We start from the raw sequence: 25,109 nt of genomic DNA, 5'->3' as shown, positions 1-25,109 counted from the left end.
CTCCACCGATAAAGAACATAGATATGCGAACGTTCCAAAAGATTCTGGCGGGCGGTGCGGCTGTAGTGGTCGTGCTGGCTGCCGCCGGCCTGGCACTCACCCATCAGGGCGAGATTGCGCCCCAGTCAGCCATTGCCGCTGCCGACTTCACGCCCCAGCAGATTGCCAAGGGCAAGCTGCTGGCCGCCATGGGCGACTGCGCCGTCTGCCACACTGCGCCCAACGGCAAGACCAATGCGGGCGGTCTGGCCATGCCCAGCCCCTTCGGCACCATCTACACCAGCAACATCACGCCCGATCTGCAGACCGGCATCGGCAGCTGGAACTATGAAGCCTTCGAGCGCGCCATGCGCCACGGCGTGGACCGCGAAGGCCAGTACCTCTACCCCGCCTTCCCCTACACGGCCTTCAGCCGCGTGACGGATGAGGACATGAAGGCCCTGTACGCCTTTCTGATGAGCGAGCCCGCCGTGGAGAACCAGCCGCCTAAGACGGCGCTGAACTTCCCCTACAACGTGCGCCGCGGCATTGCGGCTTGGAACTGGCTCTACCTCAAGCCCGGCGTCGTCAAGGACGATGAAAAGCAGGCTCCCGAGTGGAATCGCGGCGCCTATCTGGTCGAAGGCCTGGGTCACTGCAGCGCCTGCCACACACCGCGCAACGGCCTGGCCGCCGAGAAAACGGGTGAATTCCACCTCACCGGCGGCAGCGCCGAAGGCTGGGATGCTCCCGCCCTGACGGACAAGACGGCCTCGCCCCTGCCCTGGACCAAGCAGGATCTGGTCGACTATATGAAGACCGGCTTCTCGGCCCGCCACAGCGTGGCAGCCGGCCCCATGGCTCCCGTGGCCCACGGCCTGTCGCAGCAAAGCGATGCCGACCTCGACGCCATTGCCACTTATCTGATGAGCTACCGCAAGGCCGACGCCGCCCCTGGCGATGCCAAGGCACTCATCGAAGAGAAGACCGCCAAGCCCAAGCTGGCGCTCGATGCCGAAGGCTACCGCCTGTACCAGGGCGCCTGCATGGCCTGCCACAAGGCAGATCCCTCGGGCAGCAGCTTCGGCGTGCGTCCCCAGCTGGCCCTGAGCACCAGCCTGCACTCCGCATCGCCCGACAACGCCATCATGGCCGTGCTCGAAGGCGTGCAACATCCGGCCCATGCCGACCTGGGCACCATGCCGGCCTTCCGCCATGCACTCAGCGATGCACAGATCGCCACCCTGCTCAACACCATGCGTGCCCAGTACGGCGTGGACGAGTGGAAAGACCTGGCCGCCAAGGTAGGCCAGTTGCGCAAGCAGACCCAGGCGCATTGACAGCAGGCGCTGCCAAAGCGCTGCACAGCTCTGCACAAGCCGGCCTTCCCTGTCCTTCAGGCCTCGGAAGGCCTTTTTACGGGTGATCATTTACGGGTAGCGCCGCTACCCGGTGCCCGCCTGATGCTTCAAAATTGCAGCGAGCGAGAGAAACAGAGAAAGCAAGCAATGGACAATATCGACGTCTTGGTACTCAAGGCATTGCGTGACTGGCGCTCGGCCGGCCAGCACGCCTTGCTGGCCACCGTGGTGCGCACCTGGGGCTCGTCCCCACGCCCAGTGGGCTCCATGATGGCCTTGCGCGAGGACGGACGCGCCATTGGCTCGGTATCGGGCGGCTGCATCGAAGACGACTTGATCGCCCGCCACACCAAGGCCCTGAACCAGAACCTGGGCATTGCCGACGGCCCGCCGCAGCTGGTGCGTTACGGCGTGAGCGCCGACGAGGCCCACCGTTTCGGCCTGCCCTGCGGCGGCACGCTGGAGCTGCTGCTGGAATTCAACCCCGATGCAGCCAGCCTGCAGCAACTGGTGGCCGAGCTGGAAGCTGGATCACTGGTGAAACGCAGTGTCGACTGCGGCAGCGGTGAAGTCCGCCTGCAGACGGCCGAGCACCCCGACGCACTGGAGTTTGACGGCCAGCAACTCGTCAACCACCTCGGCCCCGGCTACCGCATGCTGCTGATCGGTGCGGGGGCCCTGGCCGAATACCTGGCCACCATGGCCTTGTTCAACGGCTTCACGGTCACCGTCTGCGACCCGCGCGAGGAATACATGGGCAGTTGGTCGGTGCCCCAGGTCAACACCGTCACCGACATGCCCGACGATGCAGTCACGGCCTTCAAGCCCGATGCACGCAGCTGCATCGTCGCCCTCACCCACGACCCCAAGCTAGACGACCTGGCCCTGCTCGAAGCTCTGCACAGCCCGGCCTTCTATGTGGGCGCCATCGGCTCGCGCCGCAACAACCACGCAAGGCGCGAGCGCATGATGGAGCACTTCGGCGAGACCGAAGCCTCGCTGGCCAGGCTGCGCGGCCCCATCGGCCTCTATATCGGCAGCAAGACTCCGGCAGAGATCGCTGTGAGCGTGATGGCCGAGATTCTGGCCGTGAAGAACGCCGTGCCGCTGCCGCAGGCCATGTCGGTGGAAGTGGCCAAGCACGAGCATGACATCGCCATGAACGAGGCCAGCACGCATTGCGCCATTCCTGAGATCCTCCAGCCGGGCTCGGCGCACTGATATCCGGCGGCTCAGGCCTGCAGCGCAAAGTCCACGGCCGCTGCAGCATGCAAGGCCGTGGTGTCCAGCACCGGCAGCACGCTGTCTTCGCTCTTGATGAGCAAGCCGATTTCCGTGCATCCCAGCACCACGGCCTGCGCGCCACGGGCCGCCAATGATTCGATGGCACGCTGATAGAGCTTGCGCGACACATCGCTGATCTGCCCCACGCAAAGCTCCTCATAGATGATGCGGTGCACCTGCGTGCGCTCGGCCTCGTCCGGCACCAGTACCTTCAGGCCGAACTGCTGCTCCAGCCTCTCGCGCATGAACGGCTGCTCCATGGTGAAGCGCGTACCCAGCAGCCCCAGCACCTGCACACCGGCTGCGCGCGCGGCCGCCCCGACCGGGTCGGCTATGTGCAAAAACGGAATCGACACGGCTGCCGCCACCTGATCCGCCACCTTGTGCATCGTGTTGGTGCAAAGCAGCACACAATCTGCGCCTCCGGCTTGCAGACGCCGGGCCGCATCGGCCAGCAGCGCTGCCGCATCATGCCAGCGGCCTTCATGCTGGGCCTGCTCGACAGGGCCGAAGTCCACGCTGTACATCAGCAGCCTGGCTGAGCGCAACGCACCCAGACGCTCCCGGACACTCTGGTTGATCAGGCGGTAGTACTCGGCGCTGGACTCCCAGCTCATGCCGCCGATCAGGCCGATGACGCGCTGCGGCCCGGCGCTTGTTTGCAGGTCTTGATTCATGAGCGCCAGTGTGAGGCCCGCTGGCCGCCATCGTCTATCATGAAATTTCAGCCCGCCATGAAGACCCATCTGATTCAGCCTTCGGCAACCGACACGCCAGCCGTGCAGATCCATCTGCTAGGCCGCGCCGCCTACAGCAGCCGCGACCCGGTGCGCATGCATGCGCTGGGCATTGCGCTGCAAAGACAGCAAGGCGTGCACGCCATTGCCTCCGACAGGCGCGTGGACTTCGACACCTGGCCCGGCACCCTGAGCTATACGCCGCCAGGCGTCGAAGTATTTTCCGAATCAGCCACCGGCGGTGAATACCTGGTGCTGCGCTATGCCGCCCATGAGGCTGACGCTCCCGGGCCGTCGCGGCGCATCTCGCAACATGGTCAACGTGCGGCCTTGCAGATGGCACAGCATCTGCGCCTGCTGCTGCTCAGCCCTCGGCCGGACGCCCTGGCCATCGAGCAGGCTGCGCTGCGGTTCATGGCCTGCCAGGAGGGCAGCGCCTGCGGGGCCGACGCGCGCCCCGGCGCCGGCTATGGACGCGTGCTGGAGCGCATTGCCGCCGAGTTCGATCGACCGCTGAGCATTGCCGATCTGTCCGCCATGGTGGACACCAGCCCCTTGCGCTTTCTGCGCGAGTTCACACGGCTCACGGGCATGACGCCGCATGCCTGGATCACGGAGACCCGGCTTCAGGCGGCCCGCGCCATGATGCGAGGCTCTGATCTGCCCCTCACGCAGATCGCGCTGGAATGCGGCTTCAACCATCAGTCGCATATGGGCCATGTGTTTCGCAAGCACCTGGGCCTGACGCCAGGCCAGTACCGACAACATCACGGCGTGAAACCAACACCCGGCCCTTGAGTTGCGCGCCTGCAGGCACGCGATTCACATACGGTTTCATTGCCGGACACACAAAGTGCGGCCTGCGGGGCGCACCATGCTTCAGGCAGCATTCAAGCGGCGTACCATTGCCGCCTCAATGACGACCGCCAAGAAAAAGAAAACGCCCGCGCGCAAGCGCGGCAATGCTTCCAGGACTGCTCGCTACAGTCTCTCCCGCATCAAGCGCTTTGCCCTGTCTGCGGGTGCAGCGGCGCTGGCCAGCTTCCAGATTGCCAGCTGCAGCTTCAATCCCGGTGCCTCTGCCGAAAAACTGCTGGGCCAGGCGCTGGCGGCCCTGCATATTCCTGCACTCGATGCGCTGGGCCAGAGCCTGCAGGCCTTTCGCAAGAACGGCTGGCCGGATCTGGATGGTCTGCGTTCCGGTTCCGGTTCCGGTTCCGGCTCCAGCTCCCACACGCCCAGCGTGGGCGGCAAGGTGGACAAGGCCGATGTCACGGCCACGGCCCAGCCCACGCACTTTGCCAGCTGCCCCCAGTTCTTTCCCGGCGGCAAGGCTCCGGCCCTGCAACTGCACTCCCATGAGCGCGAGCTGTGCTTTTCGGGTTTTGCCGTTCTGCACAACGGCAGCACCAAGACCCCGGTGTTTGTGGCCGAGCGTCTGAACCGCCAGGCTCTGCAGCAGGCCCAGGGCTTGCAGCGCAGCGACAAGTTCTATGCCGATGCCCGCCTGCCGCGCGCCGAGCGCTCCGAGCTTGATGACTACAAGCGCTCCGGCTTCTCGCGCGGCCATATGGCCCCGGCAGCCGACATGAGCACGCCCGAGGCCATGGCCCAGAGTTTCAGCCTCGCCAATATGGTTCCGCAAAACCAGGTGCACAACGCGGGAGCCTGGAGCCAGGTGGAACAGGCCACGCGCAAATACGCGCTGCGTGCCCGGGGCGACGTCTATGTCTTCACCGGCCCGGTGTTCAGCAAAAATGCCTCGACCATCGGTGCAGGCAAGGTGGCGGTGCCCGACTACCTCTTCAAGCTGGTCTATGACGCCAGCACCGGCAAGAGCTGGGTGTACTGGCAGGCCAATAGTGCCGACACCCGCATGGGACCGCCCATCAGCTACGAGGAGTTCACGCGCCGCACCGGCATGCCGCTGCTGTCGGCCGTGAATCTGCCTCACGCATAAAAGTGAGCTACCTGCGCAAGCCATTCAATGCTTTCAATTAGATTTCATATTGAAATCAATGACTGACAATCGCAAGAAGCTACATTTTTAATAGCAAAACCAGATTCACAGAGACTCTGCGGATTCAAGCCTGAGCGCCCTCCAGCTTGAGAATCACATCCGGCAGCAGCCAGGCCTTGTGGCGGGTGCTCATTGGCCATGCCGGTGAAACCACGCTTTGAAGGCATGGACATCCAAGATGCTCGGTAAGTGCAGAGCCGCACTCCAGGACGGACCGCTGCCCCAGCCTTCAATACCGCAACCATGCGGGCGGTATTGAACGATGCTGTGAACGTCCTTCTTAGAAGGTGATGACCTTGTCGGCCGCCAGCGTCCAGTCTGCCAGTTCAGGCAGAGTGCCTATTTCCACGCCGGCAATCAGTGTCAGATCGGCCAGCCCTCGCGCCAGTGCACAGGTGCGGCACAGCCTGACACTCACGCCCTCGGCAACCAGATGCTCGACCATGGCCTGCAGACCGCTGCCCGCACCATCGTGCTGATTGGGCAGGCCGACAACGGTGGCGTCGGACATCAAAAAGACTTTCACCTCAGGCCTGGCATCATGGCCGCGCAAGGCTGTCGCCACGCGCAGCGCCGACAGGCAGCGCTCGCTGCCATAGGGCGCGGCGTGAACGATGATGACGATTTTTTGGGACATTAAAAATTCCTTAGCAAATAGCGCAACGCCCAGAACTGGCACAACCCGACAAAGAGACAGCAAGCAAGCGCCTCAGGGGGAGTTACTTCCTGATCAAGTATCGAATCGTCGGCCCGTCCTGCTGAATCTCCAGCACCTCATAGCCGTGATTCCTGGCATCCAGCGGAATATTGTTGATGGACTGCGGGCAGTCCGAGACCACTTCCAGAATCTGGCCCGGCTGCAGGCTGGGCATGGCTTCCAGCGTGGCGACAGCGGGGTATGGGCAAGGCTCGCCCAGCATGTCGAGGCGGAAATCGGGAAGGTATTTGGTGTCACTCATGATGGATTCCTTGAGATTCAGGCAATGCGCGAGGCAGTGGCAGCTGTTGTGGCAGCGGCCAGACGGGATTTTTTGGCAAAGAAATGCTTTTCCCACCACAGCACCAGAGCCAGCGAGATACCCAGCATCACATAGGTCAGCAACAGGCCGCCCTGCGGACCCAGCGCCTTGAGCAGATTGACCTTGTCGTAACTGGTGGCCAGCACGGGCGAGATGTCGTCCCAGACCAGCGCCAGCAAGGTCGATCCGATCACATTGCCCAGACCCACCCACCAGAAATGCACCTGGCCTTCGACGGCACGGTACATCCAGCCGGTTTCACAGCCGCCGGCCAGCACAATGCCGAAGCCGAACAGCAGACCGCCGATGACGGCATTGGGGCCGGCCCAGAAGATCTTGGGGTCCATGCCCAGTTGCACATAGCTGTAGATGCCGATGGTGCCCACGGCCATGCCCGCGATGATGGCCTTGGCCATCTGCGTGCGGCCCGTGATCCACAGATCGCGAAAGGCCGAGGTAAAGCAGACCTGGGCGCGCTCGATGATCAGGCCGAAGGCCAGACCGAACAGAATCGCCATGCCCAGCCTGGGCGCTTCGGCAGCCTTGCAGATGCCCCAGACCACACAGGCCAGGAACAGCGCCACGCCGATGCGAAAGCGCCGCCTGGCCTGGGCCTCGCTTTGCTCCAGGGGCCTGGGTGCCGTCACTTTCTGCAGCTTGACGGGAATCCGGAACATTGGCAGCAGGCTGACCTTGGCACCGGCCAGCGAGCCGATGGCCGTGGCAATGGCGAAGAACCAGGCATGCAGCGAAAACTGCGGAATGCCGGTAAAGAACGCCGCCAAATTGCAGCCCATGGCCAGACGCGCGCCAAAGCCCGCGATGATGCCGCCCACAATGGCCTGAAACACGCGAATGCGGTGGTTGGGCTGACGCAGCTTGACGTTATTGGCCCAAAGCGCAGCCGAGAAGCAGCCGACAAACATGCCGATGATCATCAGCCCGTCCACGCGTGTGAGCGGCGTGCCTTGCAGCCCGATGACCTTGAAATAGCCCCAATTGGAGAGATCGACACCGAGGAACTGCAGGATATGCCCGCCCCAGCGGGTGAATTCCCCCGTCACGGCCCAGAAGGTGCCGGTAATGCCGAAGTAATACGCAGAAAGGACGCCGGCCGCAATCACTGCGGGCACGGGCGACCAGAAACGCACCAGATATTGGTGCTTGAAATCTTGCCAGCTCATTGCCTTGCTTTCCTGCCACGCGAAGCTGCGTGGACGTTTTTCCAGTCGCACCAGCAAAAAAGACGCAAAAACCCTTGGCTTTTGCGTCTTCAACAAGCTGGTGGATGGCTACAAAAGTGGCCCGCTCAGGGGCTAGAAACCAGGGTTAACCCTGGTTTCAGACATGGCTGGCGATTATCCATCTGCACTCTGGCACATGCACAAGGCAGCGGTGCTTACCTTACCTTGCTGCTGCGCCACCCGCAGGTGCAGCTGGCTCCATGGCCGTGGCCGCGCTAGCGACTGCAGGGCCGTGCTGCCAGCTGACGGGCAGCACGGCGTCCAGCCAGTGCATGCGCCAGGCCAGCAGCGCGGCGGCGGCCACCAGTGCCAGCACACACAGGCTGTTGCGCAGGCCATGGCTGTCGGCATAAGGGTCGGCGTAGTTGCGCTTGGCGTTGGCAGGCACCTTGGCCGTCTGCGACAGGCTGCGGCCCAGACCCAGATTGATGTTCATGCGGCCATTGATGGCCCAGCCGCTGGCATCGAGAATCGGCCCCAGGCTGCGCTGGCGCAGCTTGAGCCAGGCAATCAGCATGCTCGGCCCCGAGATGGCCAGGATGATGCCCAGAATCGCCATGGGAATCCATGGCCCCAGCTCGATGAACTTGCCAAAGATGCCGACGATCACGGCGCTCAGCGAGCCCAATGCCACGCCAATCGCCGCCACCGTGCCCACATCGGTCTTGCGCGCCGCGGCGGGGGCTGCAGTTGCCGGGGTCAGATCCTTGGGGGCCGTCACCAGCTTGGTGGCGTTGTCGCTCAGGCTGGCGTTCACCACATCGTTCTTGGCGGCAGCATGCTTGGCCACCTGCTCCTCGATCATGCGTACAAACTTCTTGTAGGGCGAGAAGAAGGCCTGGCCGATGCTGGTCGGGTTGTCGATGAGCTTGACGATGGTGGCATCCCAGTCGTTGCCCGCGCGGTCATAGAACACGCCGTTGCGGCCCACGAACAGAAAGTCCACGTCGCCAGCCGTGAAGGCCGCAGCGATGGTCTTCTTCTGCCCTTCGCGCTTGCATTCGCAGTAAGCCAGATAGGTCTTGGCCATGGCCGCCAGCGCCGAGTGGGCTGCGGCATCTGCCACTTCCACCGTCAGGTCGCAGCTGCGGCCGTCGAGAAATAGCGTGCCGGCCTGAAAGGCCGCACCTTCGCGGCGATAGAAGCTGGAGAAGGAGACAAAGTTGTTGAGCAGCTCCAGCAGATCGCGCTGCAGGCGAATCAGCTTTTCCAGCGCCCTGGCCTGCACGGCATGCTCTTTTTCAGCGTCGTCATGGTCCAGCAACTGGGTCAGCGCTGCTTGCATGCCGCTGGCCAGCAGTTGCTGCACCTCGGCTTCGCTGATTGCCCCCAAGGGCGTGGCGGGGCAGGCGGCCAGCCATTGCTGGCAGTTGGCCAGCATGGTCTTGAGCTGCTCCCACTGCGCTTCGCTCAGCACTGTCAGCGCCTCGCCAAACACGGGCTGCACGGCCTGCTCGCGCAGGGTCTGCAGGGCAGCGGCCCAGGCGGGGTTGACGCCATTCACCAGCGGCAGGCTGCGCTCGCCCGTCACTGCGGCCAGTGGCAGCGCGGCCAGCGATTCGGAGGTATTGCTGAGCACCTGCGCGCCCAGGGCGGCATAGCCTTCTTCGGTCGGGTTGAGAGGAGCACGAGCGTTGGTATCGAACTCCACCAGACGCGTACGGGCAAAAAAGTCATCGACCTTGGCCTGCACGGCGTTCACAGCCCCGGCAGCCGCCAGCGCCAGCGCGCGCGGCTGCAGATGACAGCCCAACTCGGCCGCCTGAGCAAACCAGGTCTGCAGGCTGTGCAGATCTGCCCAGAAAGCTTCGGCCTTGGCGCGATCGATTCCCGGCACGCCATCGTGGCCATCCACCGCGCCATAAAGCTCCTGAATGCGGGCGATCAGGCCTGCCACCGCCTCATTGCCTTCTGCCGTGGCCGCGTTGACTACGCCGTCGCCGTTGAAGCGCAGGGCCTGCAGCGAAGCCAGACGCTCCTGCACCTGAGCCAGCGTGATGGCGCGGGCATCGGGCTGGCCTGCAAGTTCCAGCACGCGCCTGGCCTCTGCCAGCAGCAGCGCGCCTTCTTGCGTCGCGTCGTTGATGCTGTCCAGTTGCAGCACATCGCCGCCATCGGCCAGAACCTGCGGGTCACGCACTCTTGCCACGGCCCATTCACAGGCGGCCACCAGCTCGGGGGGGCGAATGCGCCCGTCCTTGCTGACATCAATCAAATCCAGCGTTGCGCTGTCGAACTCAATGCCTCGCGTGGGACAGGCCAGAGCCACCCACAGCTTCTGATCCAGCTCACCAATATGGGCAATGTCCTGGCCCGTGCGAATCACCACCTGGTCCACCTCGCCGGCGCGGAAAAACTGCCACTCGTACTGCTTCTGCATGAAACTACCAACTCCCAGGCAAGGATTGCCCTTGTCAAAGCACATTGCAACCAATGGCTGCCTGCACTATCCGCTATCAAAAGCGAGGAGTTTAAAAGTCATTTGCACTGGCTGAATGGTGACATTTGTGAACTCTTGCGCTTCTTGGGGCTGGTCTGCACTCCCTCCCACTGCCTTATCGCGCCATCGTGAGTGGCTGCTTGTTTTCTTTAATAAAGTACTTTTTTAGATACTTTATTTGCTACACTGCCCCGCGAAACCGTTGCTTATGACTGCTACGTCCACCGCCTCCCAATCTCGCGACAAGCTGCACCTGCAGCTGGCCCGGCTGTTTCGCAACAAGATAGCGACGGGCGAGTGGCCGGTCGGACAAAGCATTCCCACGGTCGAGGAGCTTGAGGCCCTGCACAGCGTCTCGCGCACCACGGTGCGCATGGCTGTACATGCGCTGGTCGACGAAGGCCTGCTGGAGACCCGCAAGCGCGGCGGCACCAAGGTCGTGGGCCAGCCCTACAAGCCCCCATCCTTTTTGCTGCCCACGACCTGGCAGGAGCTGGTGGCCTTTGGCGAGCAGATTCAGCAGACCACGCTGCAGCAGGCGAATGACTGCGTGCCGCCCATTCCGGCCGGCTTCCCTTCCCCTGGCGAACTGGCCCCTGCCTATACCTATTTTTTGCGCGTGCACAAGCACGGCGATGCACGCTTTTGCCTGTCCGAGCTGTACCTGGAACAGAACCTCTACCCCAGGCTGCAGGAACAGCTGGAGCGCACCACGCTGGCTCAGGCGCTGGGAAATGATCCAGCGCAGATCGCCACGGCCCGCCAGTATCTGAGCGTAGCCCCGGCCGACGAGCTGATTGCCGAGCATCTGGGCGTGCCGCTGGGCACGCCATTGATGCAGGCGCTACGCTGGGCCTGCAATCCACAAGGCCTGATCGTCTATTGGGCCAAGGTACGCTTCATCAGCGAATACGTGCATATCGAAATGGACCTGCTCAAATGAACACCGTCCCGCCCCAAGTCCAGCAGCTCTCCAAGCCCCATAGCGGCCGCGTGGCCTGGATCACCGGCTCCACCAGCGGCATAGGCTGGGCCGTTGCCAGACAACTGGCCGGCGAAGGTGCCGCCATTGCCCTGCATGGCAGCGCCGCCCCCAGCGCTCGCACCGATGCCCAGCTGGCCGAGCTGCAGGCACTGGGTGTGGCAGCCCGCTATTACGCGCTCGACCTGGCTGACGGCGAAGCCATTGCTCCCCTGGCCCGACGTATTGCCGCCGATCTGGGGGAAGTGGACATTCTGGTCAACAACGCAGGCATGCAGCATGTGGAGTCAGTGCTCAGCTTCCCTGCGGCCCAGTGGAACACCATGCTGGCCGTCAACCTGAGCGCACCGTTTCACACCATACAAGCCTGCACACCGGCCATGCTGGAGCGCGGCTGGGGGCGCATCATCAATATGGCATCCGTCAGCGGCCTGGTCGGCGTGGCCCACAAGCCCGCCTATGTGGCCAGCAAGCACGGCCTGCTGGGCCTGAGCAAATCCGTGGCGCTGGAGCTGGCCACCACGCCCGTGACCTGCAACGCCATCTGCCCCGGCTGGGTGCTCACACCGCTGGTACAGGCCCAGATCCAGGCCCTGGCGCTGCGCGAAAACCTGGACGAGCCCGCAGCCCGCGCCAAATTGCTGGGAGCCAAGCAACCCTCGCAGGCTTTTGTAACGGTGGAGCAGGTTGCGGCGCTGGTCAGCTTTGTGGCCAGCGACAACGCCGCCCAGGTGCGTGGTGCACAGTGGAATATGGATGGAGGCTTCACCGCGGCATGAAAGGTCCACAAGCCAGATCCCATCGATCAGTCATAGATCGGTCATAGATCAATGGCTGACAGCGCACAGCAGATCAGCGCTGCAGCCTGTTTTTATTCAAATCGTTTAAGGAGACGAACATGGCATTGAACGAAACCCACGACGCCGGCCTGCAAAGCTGGGTCACCTGCGCCAACACAGGCAGCAGCGACTTCCCCATCCAGAACCTGCCATTTGCAGTCTTTCGCCGCAAGAACAGCAGCGAGACTTTTCGCGGCGGCGTGGCGATTGGCGACCAGGTGCTGGACATGGCGGCCGTTCGCGATGCCCAGGCACTGAGCGGCGATGTGCAGGCCCAGGTCGAAGCAGCGGCGCAGGGTCAGCTCAACAGCTTGATGGCCATGGGCCCTGCGTCATGGTCGGCCCTGCGCCTGGCCCTGTCGCGCGCCCTGCGTGCCGGCGCCGCCGAAGAAGCCGCCCTCAAGGCCTGCCTCGTGCCCCAGGCCGATGTGGAGTACAGCGTCCCCGCACAGGTGGGCGACTACACGGACTTCTACACCTCTGTGCATCACGCCACCAATGTGGGCAAGCTGTTTCGCCCCACCAACCCGCTGATGGAAAACTACAAGTGGGTGCCCATCGGCTACCACGGTCGTGCTTCCAGCATCCGCATCTCTGGCGTGGACTTCAAGCGCCCCAACGGCCAGCTCAAGGCCCCCGATTCCGACCCCGTGCTCAAGCCCTGCAACCGCCTCGACTATGAGCTGGAGATGGGCATCTATGCAGGTTCGGCCAATGCCTGGGGCGAGGCCATCGGCATCGAGGACGCCGAACACCACATCTTCGGCCTGTGCCTGCTCAACGACTGGTCGGCACGCGACGTTCAGGCCTGGGAGTACCAGCCACTGGGCCCCTTTCTGTCCAAGAACTTCGCCACCAGCATCTCGCCCTGGATCGTGACGCTGGAAGCACTGGAGCCCTATCGCACGGCATTCGTGCGCCCCTCCGAGGACCCGCAGCCCCTGCCCTACCTCAGCTGCGAGGCAAACTCGCAGCGCGGTGCGCTCGATGTGCAGCTCACGGTCGCCATCCAGACCGAGAAGATGCGCGCCGAAGGCAAGGCCGCCGAGCAGATCACCCGGACCAGCTACCGCCACGCCTACTGGACCATGGCCCAGCTGATTGCCCACCACACCGTCAACGGCTGCGATCTGCAACCCGGCGACCTGCTGGGCACGGGCACGCTGTCCGGCCCCACCATGGCCGAAGCCGGCGCCCTGCTGGAAATCACCGAAGGCGGCAAAAAGCCCTTGAGCCTGAGCAACGGCGAAACCCGCACCTTCTTGCTCGACGGCGATGCCGTGGTCTTTACCGGCTGGTGCGAAAAGCCCGGAGTCGCGCGCATCGGCTTTGGCGAATGCCGCGCCACCGTGCTGCCCGCGCACCAGGCCTGAGCGCGCCTCGGCCATCCCCCAAAGAACCGGCCTGGCGCCGGTTTTTTGTTGGGAATCTGCCTTCAGCCCGCTCGTAACGCCATGACACAATTGCAGCCATGCCTTCCGCTTCGGACACCCCCACCCCTGCGCTCGCCCCTGCTGGCCGAAACCAGCGCCAGGAGCCCGTGCTGGACCAGCCTGCACGCTCGGATGCCAGCCCCCTGCCTGCCTCCATTGCAGGAGCCTTTGCAGCCGCGGCCTATTCCATGCAGCACAGTCTGCAACACGAGCCCGGGCAGAGCGCTGCGACTGAAGAGGAGGACAGCGGCCTGCTGCCCCAACTCTATGCCAGCCGCCTGAACCCGCGCTCGCGCGACTTTTACCTGGCCCAGTTCAAACGCTTCGATGCCCTGGACCGCAGCCTGCCCAGCTGGAATATGGCGGCCGCCTTGCTGACCCTGGCCTGGTGCAGCCTGCACGGCCTGTGGCGCGAGGCTGCCAAATACCTGGCAGCCGTCACGGCAACCGCGCTGATCTGGTGGTTTGGCCTGCGCCCGGCTCTGCCCGAAGCCATGGCTCTGGGCCTGGGCATTGCGCTGTGGCTGGTCGCCGTGGCCGTACCCGGCCTGCTGGGCAATGGCTGGTACTGGCGCAAGATCAGGGCCCAGACGCTGCAGGCGATCACGGACGCACCCAATATGGCTGCCGCCCATGCCGCCTTGCAGGCACAAGTCGGCTCTCCTCGCAACAGAACCGCAGCCATGCTGGTGCTGGCCCTGCCTGTTGCAGCGCTCGCAGGCGCAGGCCTGGCATTGCTGCCCGCAGGCAACCCTGTACCTCCCAGGAGTGCGGAGCCTGCAGCCATCACCCGGCCCGCTGCAGACAGCGCCTCCGCCCCTCGCCCCATGGCAAGCCCGGCCCCGGCAGGTCCCGCCGCAGCCGCCCAGCCCGAGACCCGCCCGCCAGAGCCGGCGCCCACCGCCGCAGCCGAAACGGACGGCAGCGCCGGCAAAGCGGCGCCTCCAGCACCTGCCCAGGTGCAAGACAAGACGGCGGCCCAGGCCGAGCCCAGCGCAAAACCGCCGGCAGCACCGGCTGACAAGCCCGCCGCCAAGCCTGCGGCAGAGCCCAAAGAGCAGCCCGTAACAGCTGCGTCACAAGCGGCGTCAAAAGCGGCGCCGCAAGCCGGCTCGGATCTGGTTCCTGGCAAGTTCTATCTGAATCTGGGCGTCTATTCCGAGGCCGGCAATGCAGACAAGGTACTGGCGCAGCTGCAAAAGTCCAGACTGCCCGCGCTGACGCAGAAGATGAGCAGCAACAAAGGGGAAGTCACCCGAGTGCGCAGCGGCCCCTTCGAGAGCCGAAAGCGCGCTGAAAAGGCTGCGCGCAAGCTGCAGGCCGCAAATATCGAAGCCGGCATCTTTCAGAGTGCGGACGAAACCCACAAGCCATAGACCAGACGCAAGCACGCCAGGAACTTATGCAAAAAACACAGTAAATCCCTTGATTGCATTGCGTTTATAGCTATCAATTTCGCCAACAACCTTGTTGCACCCGCTTGCATATCGGGGCCTGGTCTGGCAGGCGCGGGGACCTGGGGGGCGCTATGGTGTGGGGCATGAAGCATCGAACACCCAATCTGCATATTTCCACCCGCCCTTTGCTGGGCATGGCTGCTGCCTGCATGGCTGTGCTGATGGCTGGCTGCGCCAGCAACGGCACGGTCGCAGGCGGCACGACCGCCCCGCCTGCGCGTCAACTGCAGGTATGCCATGCGGAGCCCGTACAGATCTATATCGGCCACAACACGGTGGCGTCGACGCTGGAGACCATCCGCCAGAAATCCGGCTCGTATCTGCTGCGCGTGCTGCGCGAGGGTCAGCCCGCGACCATGGAATACAACCAGGAGCGCCTGAACGTCATCACCAATGACGCAGGCAAGATCACGGCGCTGCGCTGCGGCTGAGCACCCAGCAGGACTTACAGGAACATTTCCTGCAGGTCGCTCAGAAAGTCAAAGCCGCGCTCGGTGGGCACCACGCGGCCCAGATCACGGCTGATCAGGCCCTTGGCCTGGGCCTGATCGAGCCCCTTGGAAATGGCCGACATGGGCAGGCCCGTGCGCTCCATGAACTCCTGCAAGGCAAAGCCGCCGCGCAGGCGCAGCGCGTTGAGCATGTATTCGAACGGCAGCTCGGCACGCTTGACCTCGTTGTCCTGTGCCAAGGGCGTTCCGGCCAGCGCCATGTCCATGTAGCGGGCCGGATCGCGGAAACGCACCTGGCGCACGATGCGGTGGGCAAAGCTCAGCTTGCTGTGCGCACCAGCGCCAATGCCCAGATAGTCACCGAACTGCCAGTAGTTGCTGTTGTGAAAGCACTGGTGACCATCCTTGGCATAGGCCGAGACTTCGTAGCGCTGCATGCCGGCTCCCTGGGTGCTGGCCGTGATCAGGTCCAGCATCTCATAGGCCGTATCGTCCTCCGGCACCACGGGCGGATATTTGGCGAAATAGGTGTTTGGCTCGATGGTGAGGTGATAAATCGACAGATGTGGCGGTGCAAACGACAGTGCCGTGTCCACATCGCGCTGCAGATCGTCCAAGCTCTGGCCGGGCAGCGCATACATGAGATCGATGTTGAAGGTCTCGAAATTGTCGGCCGCCTCGCGCACCGCCGCCTGGGCCTGCGCCGCATCATGCACGCGCCCCACGGCCTGCAGATAGCGGTCGTCAAAGCTCTGCACTCCTATGGACAGACGGTTCACACCAGCCGCCCGGAAAGCCTTGAAGCGGTCCTTCTCGAAGGTGCCGGGGTTGGCCTCCATCGTGATCTCGCAATCGGGCTCCATGCGCAGACGCGCACGCAGACCGGCAATCAGCTTGTCTATGGACTCGGGCGAGAACAGGCTGGGCGTGCCCCCGCCCATGAAGACGCTGTGCACCGTGCGCCCCCAGATCAGCGGCAGTGCGCTCTCCAGATCGGCCATCAGGGCATCGATATAGCGGTCCTCGGGCAGTGCATCCCCCTTGGCCCAGGCATGCGAGTTGAAGTCGCAATACGGGCATTTCTTCAGGCACCAGGGCAGGTGCACATACAGCGACAGCGGCGGCAGGCTGCCCAGCTGCAATGTGCCGGGACGCATGTAGTGCTGAATGTCGCGCTGCACCGCCGCTTCGGCAGTCTCTGTTTGAGGCTGAATGGGGATCATGGGAAATATGCTTTTCTAGCGCAAACAAAACCGACGCCGCTAAAACTAGCACACCCCAACCAGGGGACAGCAAGCAAGGGCCTAGGCCGCCCCGCAGCGAGGCTGTCGTCCCCCTTCCATAGCGCGCAGAGAAAGGGGGGAAGGCGCGGGGCCGCCTGGGCAAAGCGCCTCAGGGGGAGTGCGGTCAAAGACCGCTGGTTATAACCATCTCTCTTTCACCATCGCGATCATCTTCCGAGAAGAAAGTCCTCGATGGCTGTGTGCATGCTTGAGCTCAGGCTCCATCTCGGCAAAGGTCAAGCCCAGCTCGGGGATCAGCAGTACCGGGTCAAAGCCAAAGCCATTGCTGCCACGGCGCTCGGTCGTGAGCAAAGCCTGCACGCGACCTACGGCAATCAGCGGCTCAGGGTCCTTGGGCGAACGCACGCCCACCAGGGTGCTGACCATGGCGGCACGGCGGTTGGTCACGCCCTGCATCTGCTCGAGCAGCGCGCGCACATTGTTTTCGTCGCTTTTCTCGTAGCCGAACTGGGTGCAATAGTAGGCCGTGTCCACACCGGGCAGACCGCCGAAATGATCCACACACATGCCGGCATCATCGGCAATGGCGGGCAAGCCGGTCTTCTCGGCCGCAAAGCGCGCCTTGGACAGGGCATTCTCCACAAAGGTGCCATAGGGCTCGGGAGCTTCTCCCTCGAACAGATCGCCTTGGCGGATCAGCTCCACGCCCAGCGGGGCAAACATGGCCTGCAACTCGACGAGCTTTCCGCGGTTGTTGGATGCCAGCACAATTTTCATAATAAAAAATCCATGCAAGCGCTTATGGCGCTTGCGCAATCAGCTATTGATTCAGTAGTTTCAAGCCAGTGCCTATTGCAGCGCGCAACCGTGTTCAGGTCTTGGCTTTCTGGCGCTGTGCCGAACGGCGTATGGCCTCGTTGATTTCTGCAATCGATCGCTCGATGGCCTCATCGTCGAGCTCATCCTCGCATTCGTCGATCGGCCCCACCTGTATCGTGGACTCGAAGCCCTGACCTTCGATCTCCTGCGTGGAGATGGAAGACGGTTCGAAATTATTCGGCGTTTCCCATACCAGTGCCAGCACGGTGACATTGTCGCTGGCGTCCCCGGCTCGCTTGAGCGCCGTATCGACCAGCATGGGCACAAAATGGGCCACGGCCTTGCCACTCATGATCTGGAGAATTTCCGGTGTCGGGACCGCCCCCCAGAGACCATCGGAGCACAGCATCAGCTGATCGCCCTCTTCAAGCCGCCTTGTCTCGCTCACATCGAAGATGGGCTTGGAAGGCGAGCCCAGGCAGGTGAACAGCACATTGCGGTTGGCCGGTGCCAACGCACCGGAGACCTTGCGCATCTCGCTGTAGGAATGGTCCCGCGTTCGCTCCACGAGCTGCCCGTCGCGCACCCAGTACAGACGCGAGTCGCCGCAGTGAATCCAGGTCACCTTGCCATCCTGCAGCACGGCCGCAACCAGCGTGGTGCGCGGTGTGTCCATCATGCCCTTGGTGCTGGCATAACGCAGGATCTGGCGATGGGCATGCAGCAGCGCCTCTTCCAGAAACAGGGCAGGCTCTTCCAGCATGGGCTTGGCCTTTTGCTGAAAAAGCGTGGAAACCACCTGCAATGCTATCTGTGCGGCCACTTCGCCGTCCGGATGCCCGCCCATGCCGTCCGCCAGCACGAACAACGCCGCCTCTCGCGTATAGCAGTAGCCCATGCGGTCTTCGTTGAGGGCACGGCCTCCTCGGCGGCTGAGCTGGAAGACGGAAAATTTCATGGTTTGCGATTGCTGTCGGTCACCGCTCCACGTTCGGAGCCGCCGAGTTTCTGAAGATTCTTCCTGGCGTCCTGCACCATGTTGTCAAACTGCATGCGCATGCGCTCCTGCATGCTGAGCTTGGTATAGCGACGCTCGCCTTCACGGCTCAGCTCTTTTTGCAGAGCAAATACCGACTGCGGGCGCGAGAGCGGATCCATGGCCATGCACCACTCCACCACCTCGATCAGATTGTCCGAATACACGCCGCGCAGCTTGTTCAAGGCCAGGGCCAGACGGTCCTTGTCCTGACGCTGCGGAGCTTCGTTGGGCGGTATGCCCTGCATGCAGGCATAGATGCAGGCGCCAATGGCGTAGATATCGGTCCAGGGACCCAGCTGGGAATCGCGCCGGTACATCTCAGGGGCAGCAAAGCCCGGCGTGTACATGGGACGAATGAAGTTGCCCTCCTTGGACAGCACTTCACGCGCCGCGCCGAAATCGATCAGCACGGCCTTGTCGTCATTGGTGATGAAGATATTGGCGGGCTTGATGTCCAGATGCAGCATCTTGTGCTGATGCACGATGCGCAGGCCGCGCAGCACCTCGTCAAACAGAGAGCGAATCGTCGACTCCCTGAACACCTTGTCGGCCTTGAGCTCGCGCGCCGTGACGATGAACTCCTGCAGGGTCGCCCCTTCCAGGTAGTTCATCACCATGTAGACGGTTTCGTTTTCGCGAAAGAAATTCAGCACGCTCACCACGGAGGCGTGGGAAATCTGCGCCAGCGAGCGTCCTTCCTCGAAAAAGCTCTTGAGCCCGAGTCGATAGAGGGACAGTTTTTCTGGCGCCACCATGGGCTGCAGTTCGGCAGGTGCCCGAGTGGCAAGCGAAGCTGGCAGGTACTCCTTGATCGCTACCTGCTGGCCATCGGCGTCCAGAGCCAGGTAGACAATCCCGAACCCCCCCGAGGAAATCCTGCGCACCACCCGGTATCCGCCTATTGTGCTGCCCGACGGTAGGGGGGCTGGCTTGGTTTTTGTAGACATTTTTTACCGGTAAACCTCAAGGATGATACGAAACCCGGATAATCGGGAAATTGCAAGCATCCATCAAAAGTCCAATGCCAGTTTACAGCATGACCGGATACGCCAGTGCCCAGCACAGCGCATCCGTTGAGGGTGGTCAAGAGTCCCAGTCCAACAGCCGTCTGGGCCTTGAGATCCGTGCGGTCAATAGCCGCTTTCTGGATTTGTCCTTCCGCCTTCCCGACGAACTGCGCGCCCTTGAACCGGCCCTGCGCACCTTGCTCACCGCGCGCCTCAAGCGCGGTAAGGTGGAAGTACGAGCCGCCATCGACGTCTCCAGCAACCAATCCCTGCCCATTCCCGCACCCACCCAGCTGCAACGCCTTGTGACCTTGCAGGACTCGGTTCAGGCCTGGCTGCCCAAGGCACGCGACCTGTCCGTGGCCGATGTGCTGCGCCTGTGCAGCGGCACCGCCTCCGCCACCACGGACTGGAGCGAGATTGCTCCGGCCCTGGCCGAACAGGCCATCACCGAACTGCTCGCAGCTCGCGCCCGTGAGGGCGAGCGCCTGGCCGACATGCTGCTCGACCGCATCAAGCAGCTGCGCGCGCTGGCCAAGACCGCCGCACCGCTGGTGCCGCAACTGGTGGAGCAGCAGCGCCAGAAGTTCCTCGAGCGCTGGAAGGAGGCCATGGCCCTCGGTGAAGGCTCGGTTGCCCCCGAGGCCGCCCAGGACCGTGCCCTGGCCGAAGCCACGGCCTTTGCCATCCGCATCGACGTGGCAGAAGAAGTCACGCGTCTGGGCTCTCACCTCGACGAAATCGAGCGTCTGCTCAAAAAGGGTGGCGACATCGGCAAGCGCCTGGACTTCCTGATCCAGGAATTGCACCGTGAAGCCAACACCCTCGGCTCCAAATCAGCCACGCTGGAGCTGACCCGCATCAGCGTCGACATGAAGGTGCTGATCGAGCAAATGCGCGAACAAGTGCAGAACATCGAGTAAGCAAGCCCTGAGCGTACCTACCCCGTACGCTCGATTCATGCCCAAAGTCATGCCCAAAGTCATGGACCATCCCGGAAATCTATTTGTCGTGTCGGCACCCAGCGGTGCCGGCAAATCCTCTCTGGTACGCGCTCTGCGTGAATTCGACGCACGCGTCTACCCCTCCGTCTCCCACACCACGCGCGCGCCGCGCGGCCAGGAAAAGCACGGCCGCGAGTACTACTTCGTCTCGGACGCCGAGTTCGATGCCATGGTCGCCAACAGCGGCTTTGTCGAATGGGCCAATGTGCACAGCCGCCGCTACGGCACGGCCAAGAGGTCTCTTGAAGAGCGCATCCAGAGCGGCACCGATGTGCTGCTCGAGATCGACTACCAGGGCGCCCTGCAGGTCAAGCAGGCCTTTCCCAATGCCGTGCTGATCTTCATCCTGCCGCCCAGCTGGGACGAGCTGCGCGCGCGCCTGGAAAATCGCGGCGAGGACGCACCCGAAGTCATTGAAATGCGCCTGAAGAACGCCGAAGAGGAAATGGCGCAGGTCGCAAAATTCGACTTCGTTATAATCAACGAACTGTTTGAGAGTGCGCTCTTTGATCTCAAGGCGATCATTCACGCGCAACGCCTCAAATATGCGGCCCAGCGGCGCCTTCGCGCCGACACCTTCGAGTCGCTCAATATCCCTGAATCCAACTGACCGTTCCCGGAGTTCCTGATGGCACGCATTACTGTTGAAGATAGCCTGGAGCAGATCCCCAACCGCTTCCAGCTCGTTTTGGCCGCGACTTACCGCGCCCGCATGCTCAATCAAGGCCATACCCCCAAGATTGAAACCAAGAACAAGGCCAGCGTCACTGCCCTGCGTGAAATCGCAGACGGCAAGGTAGGCCTGGAAATGCTGAAGAAGGTGCCGGGTTAAGCTGTTGCATCGCAGCACCAAAATAGACAATTAAGCACCGCTCGTCGGTGCTTTTTTGTACCTATCACCTTGCACTCGGTACTTGCAGGCTACATTTAAGGAATATGACAGCGGCCCAGAACTCGACGATTGCACCTTCTTCTACGGCACCGGCCAAGCCTCAGCGCATGCCCGCTGAGCAGGCTGCACGTGTGTCGGCTGCTGCTTTTGACGGGTTGATGGAGCATCTGGGCTATCTGGATGCCGACAGCGCCGAGCGCGTGCGCCAGGCATATGTCTACGCAGATCAAGCACATACAGATCAGTGGCGCAGCAGTGGAGACCCCTATATCACCCACCCCATCGCGGTCACGGGGATCTGCGCCAACTGGAAGCTCGACGCCCCTGCGCTGATGGCGGCCCTGCTGCATGACTCCATGGAGGATTGCGGCATCACCAAGCTGGATCTGAAGGAGCGCTTTGGCGAGGATGTGGCCGAGCTGGTGGACGGGCTGACCAAGCTGGACAAGCTGCAGTTCAATACCCGCGAGGAAAACCAGGCCGAGTCCTTTCGCAAGATGCTGCTGGCCATGGCGCGCGATGTGCGCGTCATCCTGATCAAGCTGGCCGACCGCACCCACAATATGCGCACCATGAGCGACATGCCGCGCAGCAAGTGGGGCCGCATCTCGTCCGAGACACTGGAGATCTACGCTCCCATCGCGCACCGCCTGGGTCTGAACCAGACTTATCGCGAGCTGCAGGATCTGTCGTTCAAGCATCTGCATCCCTGGCGCTATGCCACGCTGGAAAAAGCCATAGACCGCTCGCGCACGCGCCGCCGTGATCTGGTGCAGCGCGTGCAGGATGAGGTCAGCACTGCCTTTGCCACACACAGTCTGCCAGTGCGGCTGCTGGGCCGCGAGAGCACGCTGTACTCGCTGTACCAGCGCATGCAGAAGAACCAGCTGAGCTTTGCCAAGGTCACCGACATCTACGGCTTTCGCATCATCGTCCCCAAGACGCTGGACTGCTACACGGCCCTCGGGGTGCTGCACCAGAAGTACAAGCCCATGCCGGGCCGCTTCAAGGACTACATCGCCATTGCCAAGAGCAATGGCTACCAGTCGCTGCACACCACGCTGGTCGGCCCCTCCAGCGTCAGCATCGAATTCCAGATTCGCACGGAAGAGATGAACATCGTGGCCGAGGCCGGCGTCGCGGCCCACTGGCTGTACAAGGCGCAGCAAGGTCATGACTCCGAGCATCTGTCCACCCAGTGGCTGCAGTCCCTGCTCGATATCCAGAACGAGACCCGCGACGCGGCGGAGTTCTGGGATCACGTCAAGGTGGACCTCTTTCCCGATGCCGTGTACGTGTTCACGCCCAAGAGCGAGATCATGGCCATGCCGCGCGGCGCCACGGTGGTGGACTTTGCCTACGCCATCCACAGCAAGATCGGGCATCGCACCACGGCGGCCAAGATCAATGACGAAGAAGTGCCGCTGCGCACCGAGCTCAAGAGCGGCGATGTGGTGCAGATCATCACCTCCGAGACCTCCACGCCCAATCCGGCCTGGCTGAGCTTTGTGAAAACCGGACGCGCCCGCTCCAAGATTCGCTCCTACCTCAAGAATGCGGCGCAGACCGAAGCCGGCCAGCTCGGAGAAACGCTGCTGGCCCAGGCCCTGCGTGCCGAAGGCATTGACAGCGTACCGTCGCAGGACGATGCCAACAAGGGCGTCTGGGACGAGATTTTGCGCATCACGGGCAACCGCACGCCCGCAGACCTCATGGTCGATATCGGCATGGGTCGCCGCATCGCCTCCCTGGTGGCCGCGCGCATGACCAGCTTCATGACCAAGCAGGGTGTGCGCCCGGATGCCCTGCTCATCACGCAGGAGCGCTTCAACACGCACAACCGCCCCTTCCAGGGCGCGGTCACGCTCAACGGCGACGAGAGCAGTTCGGTCTATTACTCGCACTGCTGCCGCCCCGTGCCGGGCGACCCGATTCTGGGCTACCTGGGCGGTCAGGGCCTGGTCGTGCACCACGCCCATTGCAACAATGCCATCAAGCTGCGTGAAAAGGATGCCGACCGTTTCATCACGGTGGACTGGTCCGACGACGTCACGCGCCTGTTCGAGGCCGGCATCGTGGTCACGGTGCAAAACAACAAGGGCGTGCTGGCCCGCGTGGCGGCCGAGCTATCGAACGCCGAAGCCGATATCGTGCGCGTCGAGATGACCGACGAAGCCGCGATCGGCACCACCGACCTGCGCTTTGTCATCTCCGTGCAGAACAGCGTTCAGCTGGAGAATGCGCTGCGCAATCTGCGCCGCCTGCACTCGGTCATTCGTGCCAGCCGCGTCATGGCCTGACCTCCGCCATGCTCCACAAGGCCGCCTCGGGCGGCCTTTTTCATGGGCGAAAGATTTTGTTGCATTCTGCGGGCGCTATCCCGCCATGCAACAGCCCTCAGGCCACGGCAGCAAGCGACAATGGCATTCATGCTCCAAACCGCACCTTCGCTTCTGAATGTCCGTCAGCCGTTGCTGATCACCGCCATCGCAACAGCCCTGCTCGCAGGCTGCGCCACCCGGTCCGAGCCTCCAGCAGCAGCGGTGTCCGAACCGGCACAGCCTGCCAAAACAGAGCAAGGCACTGACGAAGCAGCGATGGAAAGTCCCATACAGGCCAGCAACTTTGCACACTGGAAGCAGGAATTTGCCCCACGCGCACGCGCAGCAGGCATTTCGGAGCGCACACTGCGCAGCGCCCTGGCCGGCGCCAAGCTGCAGCCCAGCATCATCAAGCTCGACCGCTCGCAGCCCGAGTTCACGCGCACACCCTGGCAGTATCTCGATAGCGCCGTCTCCGCACAGCGCATCAAGACCGGCAAGCTCAAGATGCAGGAATACGCAGCCAGTCTGCAAGCGGCCAGCCAGCGTTATGGCGTGCCGGCACCCGTGATTGCAGCCATCTGGGGCATGGAGAGCAACTACGGCAGCAATTTCGGCAGCTTCTCGGCCGTGGATGCACTGGCCACTCTCGCCTTCGACGGCCGCCGCGCCGAATGGGCTCAGAAGGAGCTGATTGCCGCGCTGCGCATCATCGACAACGGCGACATCGATGCCGCTCATATGATCAGCTCGTGGGCCGGTGCCATGGGCAACACCCAGTTTCTGCCCTCGGTCTTCCTGCAATATGCAGTCGATGCCGATGGAGACGGCCGCCGCGACATCTGGGGCTCCATGGCCGATGTGGCCGCCTCCACGGCCAACTATCTTGCAAGCTCGGGCTGGAACCCTGGCGAACCCTGGGGCGCTGAAGTGCGCCTGCCAGCCAATTTCGATTACGCGCGCACCGAACTTTCCACGCGCCAGAACAGCAATGCCTGGGCTGCAGAAGGCGTTCAAAGCGTGAACGGCCAGGCCTTGCCCGCGATGGCCGGAGCCAGCATCATTGCACCGGCCGGTGCCCGTGGTCCGGCCTTCATGGTGGGCAGCAACTTCCGCGCCATCCTGCGCTACAACAACTCCACCAACTATGCACTCGCCGTGGGCCTGCTTGCATCGCAACTGGCAGGCAATGGCGGCATCAGCGCCGAATGGCCGCGCGATCTCGGCGCCCTGACGCGTGAGCAGACACGGGCGCTGCAGACCGCCCTGACGCAGCTCGGCTTTGCCACCGGAGCGGCCGACGGCGTGATGGGTCCGGCCACCCGCGCAGGGCTTCGTCAGTACCAGCAGAGCCAGGGTCTGGCGGCAGACGGTTACCCCACGCTGGAGCTGCTGCAACGCCTGCAGGCTGGCAATCAGCCTCAAAAATAATAGCTTTTATCGCTTATCTATCAATGATTTCAATACTAAAACTATCTGAAACCGTTGAACATCAAGCGAGTGCAGCTCACAAAATGAAAGCGCGGCATCCGATAC

General features: G+C 62.9%; 23 protein-coding genes. 14 read left to right on the top strand and 9 right to left on the bottom strand.

Annotation, left to right across the window (positions count from 1 at the left end; genetic code table 11):
* Positions 1-23 precede the first annotated feature (23 nt).
* Together CTATCC11996_RS02965 and CTATCC11996_RS02960 are read left to right on the top strand one after the other, a co-directional pair.
* Positions 24-1,319 carry a c-type cytochrome gene (locus CTATCC11996_RS02965; protein ID WP_003072898.1) on the top strand — a complete coding sequence of 432 codons (1,296 nt, stop codon included), beginning with the start codon at positions 24-26 and terminating at the stop codon, positions 1,317-1,319.
* Between the two features lie 168 nt (positions 1,320-1,487).
* Positions 1,488-2,561, top strand: coding sequence for an XdhC family protein (locus CTATCC11996_RS02960; RefSeq protein ID WP_003072896.1), 1,074 nt, complete (start codon positions 1,488-1,490; stop codon positions 2,559-2,561).
* Between the two features lie 11 nt (positions 2,562-2,572).
* On the opposite strand, the gene CTATCC11996_RS02955 is transcribed toward CTATCC11996_RS02960, so the two are convergent.
* Positions 2,573-3,301 (bottom strand): aspartate/glutamate racemase family protein, encoded by a 729-nt coding sequence (locus tag CTATCC11996_RS02955; RefSeq protein WP_003072894.1) that lies wholly within the window; start codon positions 3,299-3,301, stop codon positions 2,573-2,575.
* Between the two features lie 57 nt (positions 3,302-3,358).
* Here CTATCC11996_RS02955 and CTATCC11996_RS02950 point away from each other — a divergent pair, with 57 nt between their 5' ends.
* Together CTATCC11996_RS02950 and CTATCC11996_RS02945 are read left to right on the top strand one after the other, a co-directional pair.
* Complete coding sequence (locus CTATCC11996_RS02950) at positions 3,359-4,159, top strand: AraC family transcriptional regulator (RefSeq protein WP_003072889.1); 801 nt, start codon at positions 3,359-3,361, stop codon at positions 4,157-4,159.
* A gap of 118 nt (positions 4,160-4,277) precedes the next feature.
* The gene (locus CTATCC11996_RS02945; protein ID WP_034348116.1) at positions 4,278-5,321 is read left to right on the top strand and encodes a DNA/RNA non-specific endonuclease; all 1,044 of its coding nucleotides are present in this window, start codon (positions 4,278-4,280) and stop codon (positions 5,319-5,321) included.
* A 340-nt stretch (positions 5,322-5,661) separates the two neighbouring features.
* Here CTATCC11996_RS02945 and CTATCC11996_RS02940 read toward each other — a convergent pair whose 3' ends face one another.
* From CTATCC11996_RS02940 to CTATCC11996_RS02925, 4 genes are all read right to left on the bottom strand, one after another.
* Positions 5,662-6,018, bottom strand: a complete 357-nt coding sequence (locus CTATCC11996_RS02940; protein ID WP_003072886.1) for a DsrE/DsrF/TusD sulfur relay family protein — start codon at positions 6,016-6,018, stop codon at positions 5,662-5,664.
* 82 nt (positions 6,019-6,100) lie between these two features.
* Positions 6,101-6,340 (bottom strand): sulfurtransferase-like selenium metabolism protein YedF, encoded by a 240-nt coding sequence (gene yedF / locus CTATCC11996_RS02935; RefSeq protein WP_003072883.1) that lies wholly within the window; start codon positions 6,338-6,340, stop codon positions 6,101-6,103.
* Between the two features lie 17 nt (positions 6,341-6,357).
* The gene (yedE, locus tag CTATCC11996_RS02930; RefSeq protein ID WP_223305693.1) at positions 6,358-7,635 is read right to left on the bottom strand and encodes a selenium metabolism membrane protein YedE/FdhT; all 1,278 of its coding nucleotides are present in this window, start codon (positions 7,633-7,635) and stop codon (positions 6,358-6,360) included.
* Between the two features lie 169 nt (positions 7,636-7,804).
* Complete coding sequence (locus CTATCC11996_RS02925) at positions 7,805-10,024, bottom strand: hypothetical protein (RefSeq protein ID WP_003072879.1); 2,220 nt, start codon at positions 10,022-10,024, stop codon at positions 7,805-7,807.
* A 268-nt stretch (positions 10,025-10,292) separates the two neighbouring features.
* Between CTATCC11996_RS02925 and CTATCC11996_RS02920 the strand changes: the two genes are divergently transcribed.
* The 5 genes from CTATCC11996_RS02920 to CTATCC11996_RS02900 all read left to right on the top strand — a co-directional run bounded on the left by CTATCC11996_RS02920 (position 10,293) and on the right by CTATCC11996_RS02900 (position 15,226).
* Positions 10,293-11,027, top strand: coding sequence for a GntR family transcriptional regulator (locus CTATCC11996_RS02920; RefSeq protein WP_003072877.1), 735 nt, complete (start codon positions 10,293-10,295; stop codon positions 11,025-11,027).
* On the top strand, positions 11,024-11,845 hold the full coding sequence (locus tag CTATCC11996_RS02915) for a 3-hydroxybutyrate dehydrogenase (RefSeq protein ID WP_003072875.1): 822 nt from the start codon (positions 11,024-11,026) through the stop codon (positions 11,843-11,845). The genes CTATCC11996_RS02920 and CTATCC11996_RS02915 overlap by 4 nt, the downstream gene beginning before the upstream one ends.
* A 119-nt stretch (positions 11,846-11,964) precedes the next feature.
* Complete coding sequence (gene fahA / locus CTATCC11996_RS02910; RefSeq protein WP_003072873.1) at positions 11,965-13,278, top strand: fumarylacetoacetase; 1,314 nt, start codon at positions 11,965-11,967, stop codon at positions 13,276-13,278.
* A gap of 98 nt (positions 13,279-13,376) precedes the next feature.
* Entirely contained in the window at positions 13,377-14,714 is a 1,338-nt protein-coding gene (locus CTATCC11996_RS26445; RefSeq protein WP_003072865.1) for an SPOR domain-containing protein, read from the top strand.
* A gap of 164 nt (positions 14,715-14,878) precedes the next feature.
* Positions 14,879-15,226, top strand: a complete 348-nt coding sequence (locus CTATCC11996_RS02900) for an I78 family peptidase inhibitor (RefSeq protein WP_223305692.1) — start codon at positions 14,879-14,881, stop codon at positions 15,224-15,226.
* A gap of 14 nt (positions 15,227-15,240) precedes the next feature.
* Here the strand turns inward: CTATCC11996_RS02900 and hemW are convergent, their stop codons facing one another.
* From hemW to CTATCC11996_RS02880, 4 genes are all read right to left on the bottom strand, one after another.
* Entirely contained in the window at positions 15,241-16,470 is a 1,230-nt protein-coding gene (hemW, locus tag CTATCC11996_RS02895) for a radical SAM family heme chaperone HemW (RefSeq protein WP_003072861.1), read from the bottom strand.
* Positions 16,471-16,668: 198 nt separating this feature from the next.
* The gene (locus tag CTATCC11996_RS02890; RefSeq protein ID WP_003072860.1) at positions 16,669-17,268 is read right to left on the bottom strand and encodes a non-canonical purine NTP pyrophosphatase; all 600 of its coding nucleotides are present in this window, start codon (positions 17,266-17,268) and stop codon (positions 16,669-16,671) included.
* Between the two features lie 94 nt (positions 17,269-17,362).
* Positions 17,363-18,268 carry a PP2C family protein-serine/threonine phosphatase gene (locus CTATCC11996_RS02885; protein WP_003072858.1) on the bottom strand — a complete coding sequence of 302 codons (906 nt, stop codon included), beginning with the start codon at positions 18,266-18,268 and terminating at the stop codon, positions 17,363-17,365.
* Positions 18,265-19,296 (bottom strand): serine/threonine protein kinase, encoded by a 1,032-nt coding sequence (locus CTATCC11996_RS02880; RefSeq protein WP_034348094.1) that lies wholly within the window; start codon positions 19,294-19,296, stop codon positions 18,265-18,267. The genes CTATCC11996_RS02885 and CTATCC11996_RS02880 overlap by 4 nt, the downstream gene beginning before the upstream one ends.
* Before the next feature lie 89 nt (positions 19,297-19,385).
* Between CTATCC11996_RS02880 and CTATCC11996_RS02875 the strand changes: the two genes are divergently transcribed.
* From CTATCC11996_RS02875 to CTATCC11996_RS02855, 5 genes are all read left to right on the top strand, one after another.
* Positions 19,386-20,279 (top strand): YicC/YloC family endoribonuclease, encoded by an 894-nt coding sequence (locus CTATCC11996_RS02875; protein ID WP_034348093.1) that lies wholly within the window; start codon positions 19,386-19,388, stop codon positions 20,277-20,279.
* Between the two features lie 61 nt (positions 20,280-20,340).
* Positions 20,341-20,970: a guanylate kinase gene (gmk, locus tag CTATCC11996_RS02870; RefSeq protein WP_003072850.1), complete on the top strand. Its 630-nt coding sequence runs from the start codon at positions 20,341-20,343 to the stop codon at positions 20,968-20,970.
* An 18-nt stretch (positions 20,971-20,988) separates the two neighbouring features.
* The gene (gene rpoZ / locus CTATCC11996_RS02865) at positions 20,989-21,192 is read left to right on the top strand and encodes a DNA-directed RNA polymerase subunit omega (protein ID WP_003052081.1); all 204 of its coding nucleotides are present in this window, start codon (positions 20,989-20,991) and stop codon (positions 21,190-21,192) included.
* A gap of 104 nt (positions 21,193-21,296) precedes the next feature.
* Positions 21,297-23,552 (top strand): RelA/SpoT family protein, encoded by a 2,256-nt coding sequence (locus CTATCC11996_RS02860; protein WP_003072847.1) that lies wholly within the window; start codon positions 21,297-21,299, stop codon positions 23,550-23,552.
* Between the two features lie 120 nt (positions 23,553-23,672).
* On the top strand, positions 23,673-25,004 hold the full coding sequence (locus CTATCC11996_RS02855) for a lytic murein transglycosylase (RefSeq protein ID WP_003072845.1): 1,332 nt from the start codon (positions 23,673-23,675) through the stop codon (positions 25,002-25,004).
* Positions 25,005-25,109 lie beyond the last annotated feature (105 nt).

The sequence above is a fragment of the Comamonas testosteroni ATCC 11996 genome (genome assembly GCF_000241525.1).
Lineage (GTDB): Bacteria > Pseudomonadota > Gammaproteobacteria > Burkholderiales > Burkholderiaceae_C > Comamonas > Comamonas testosteroni.
Note: the sequence above shows the minus strand (reverse complement) of the source record. Positions and strands in the feature narration are given on the sequence as shown.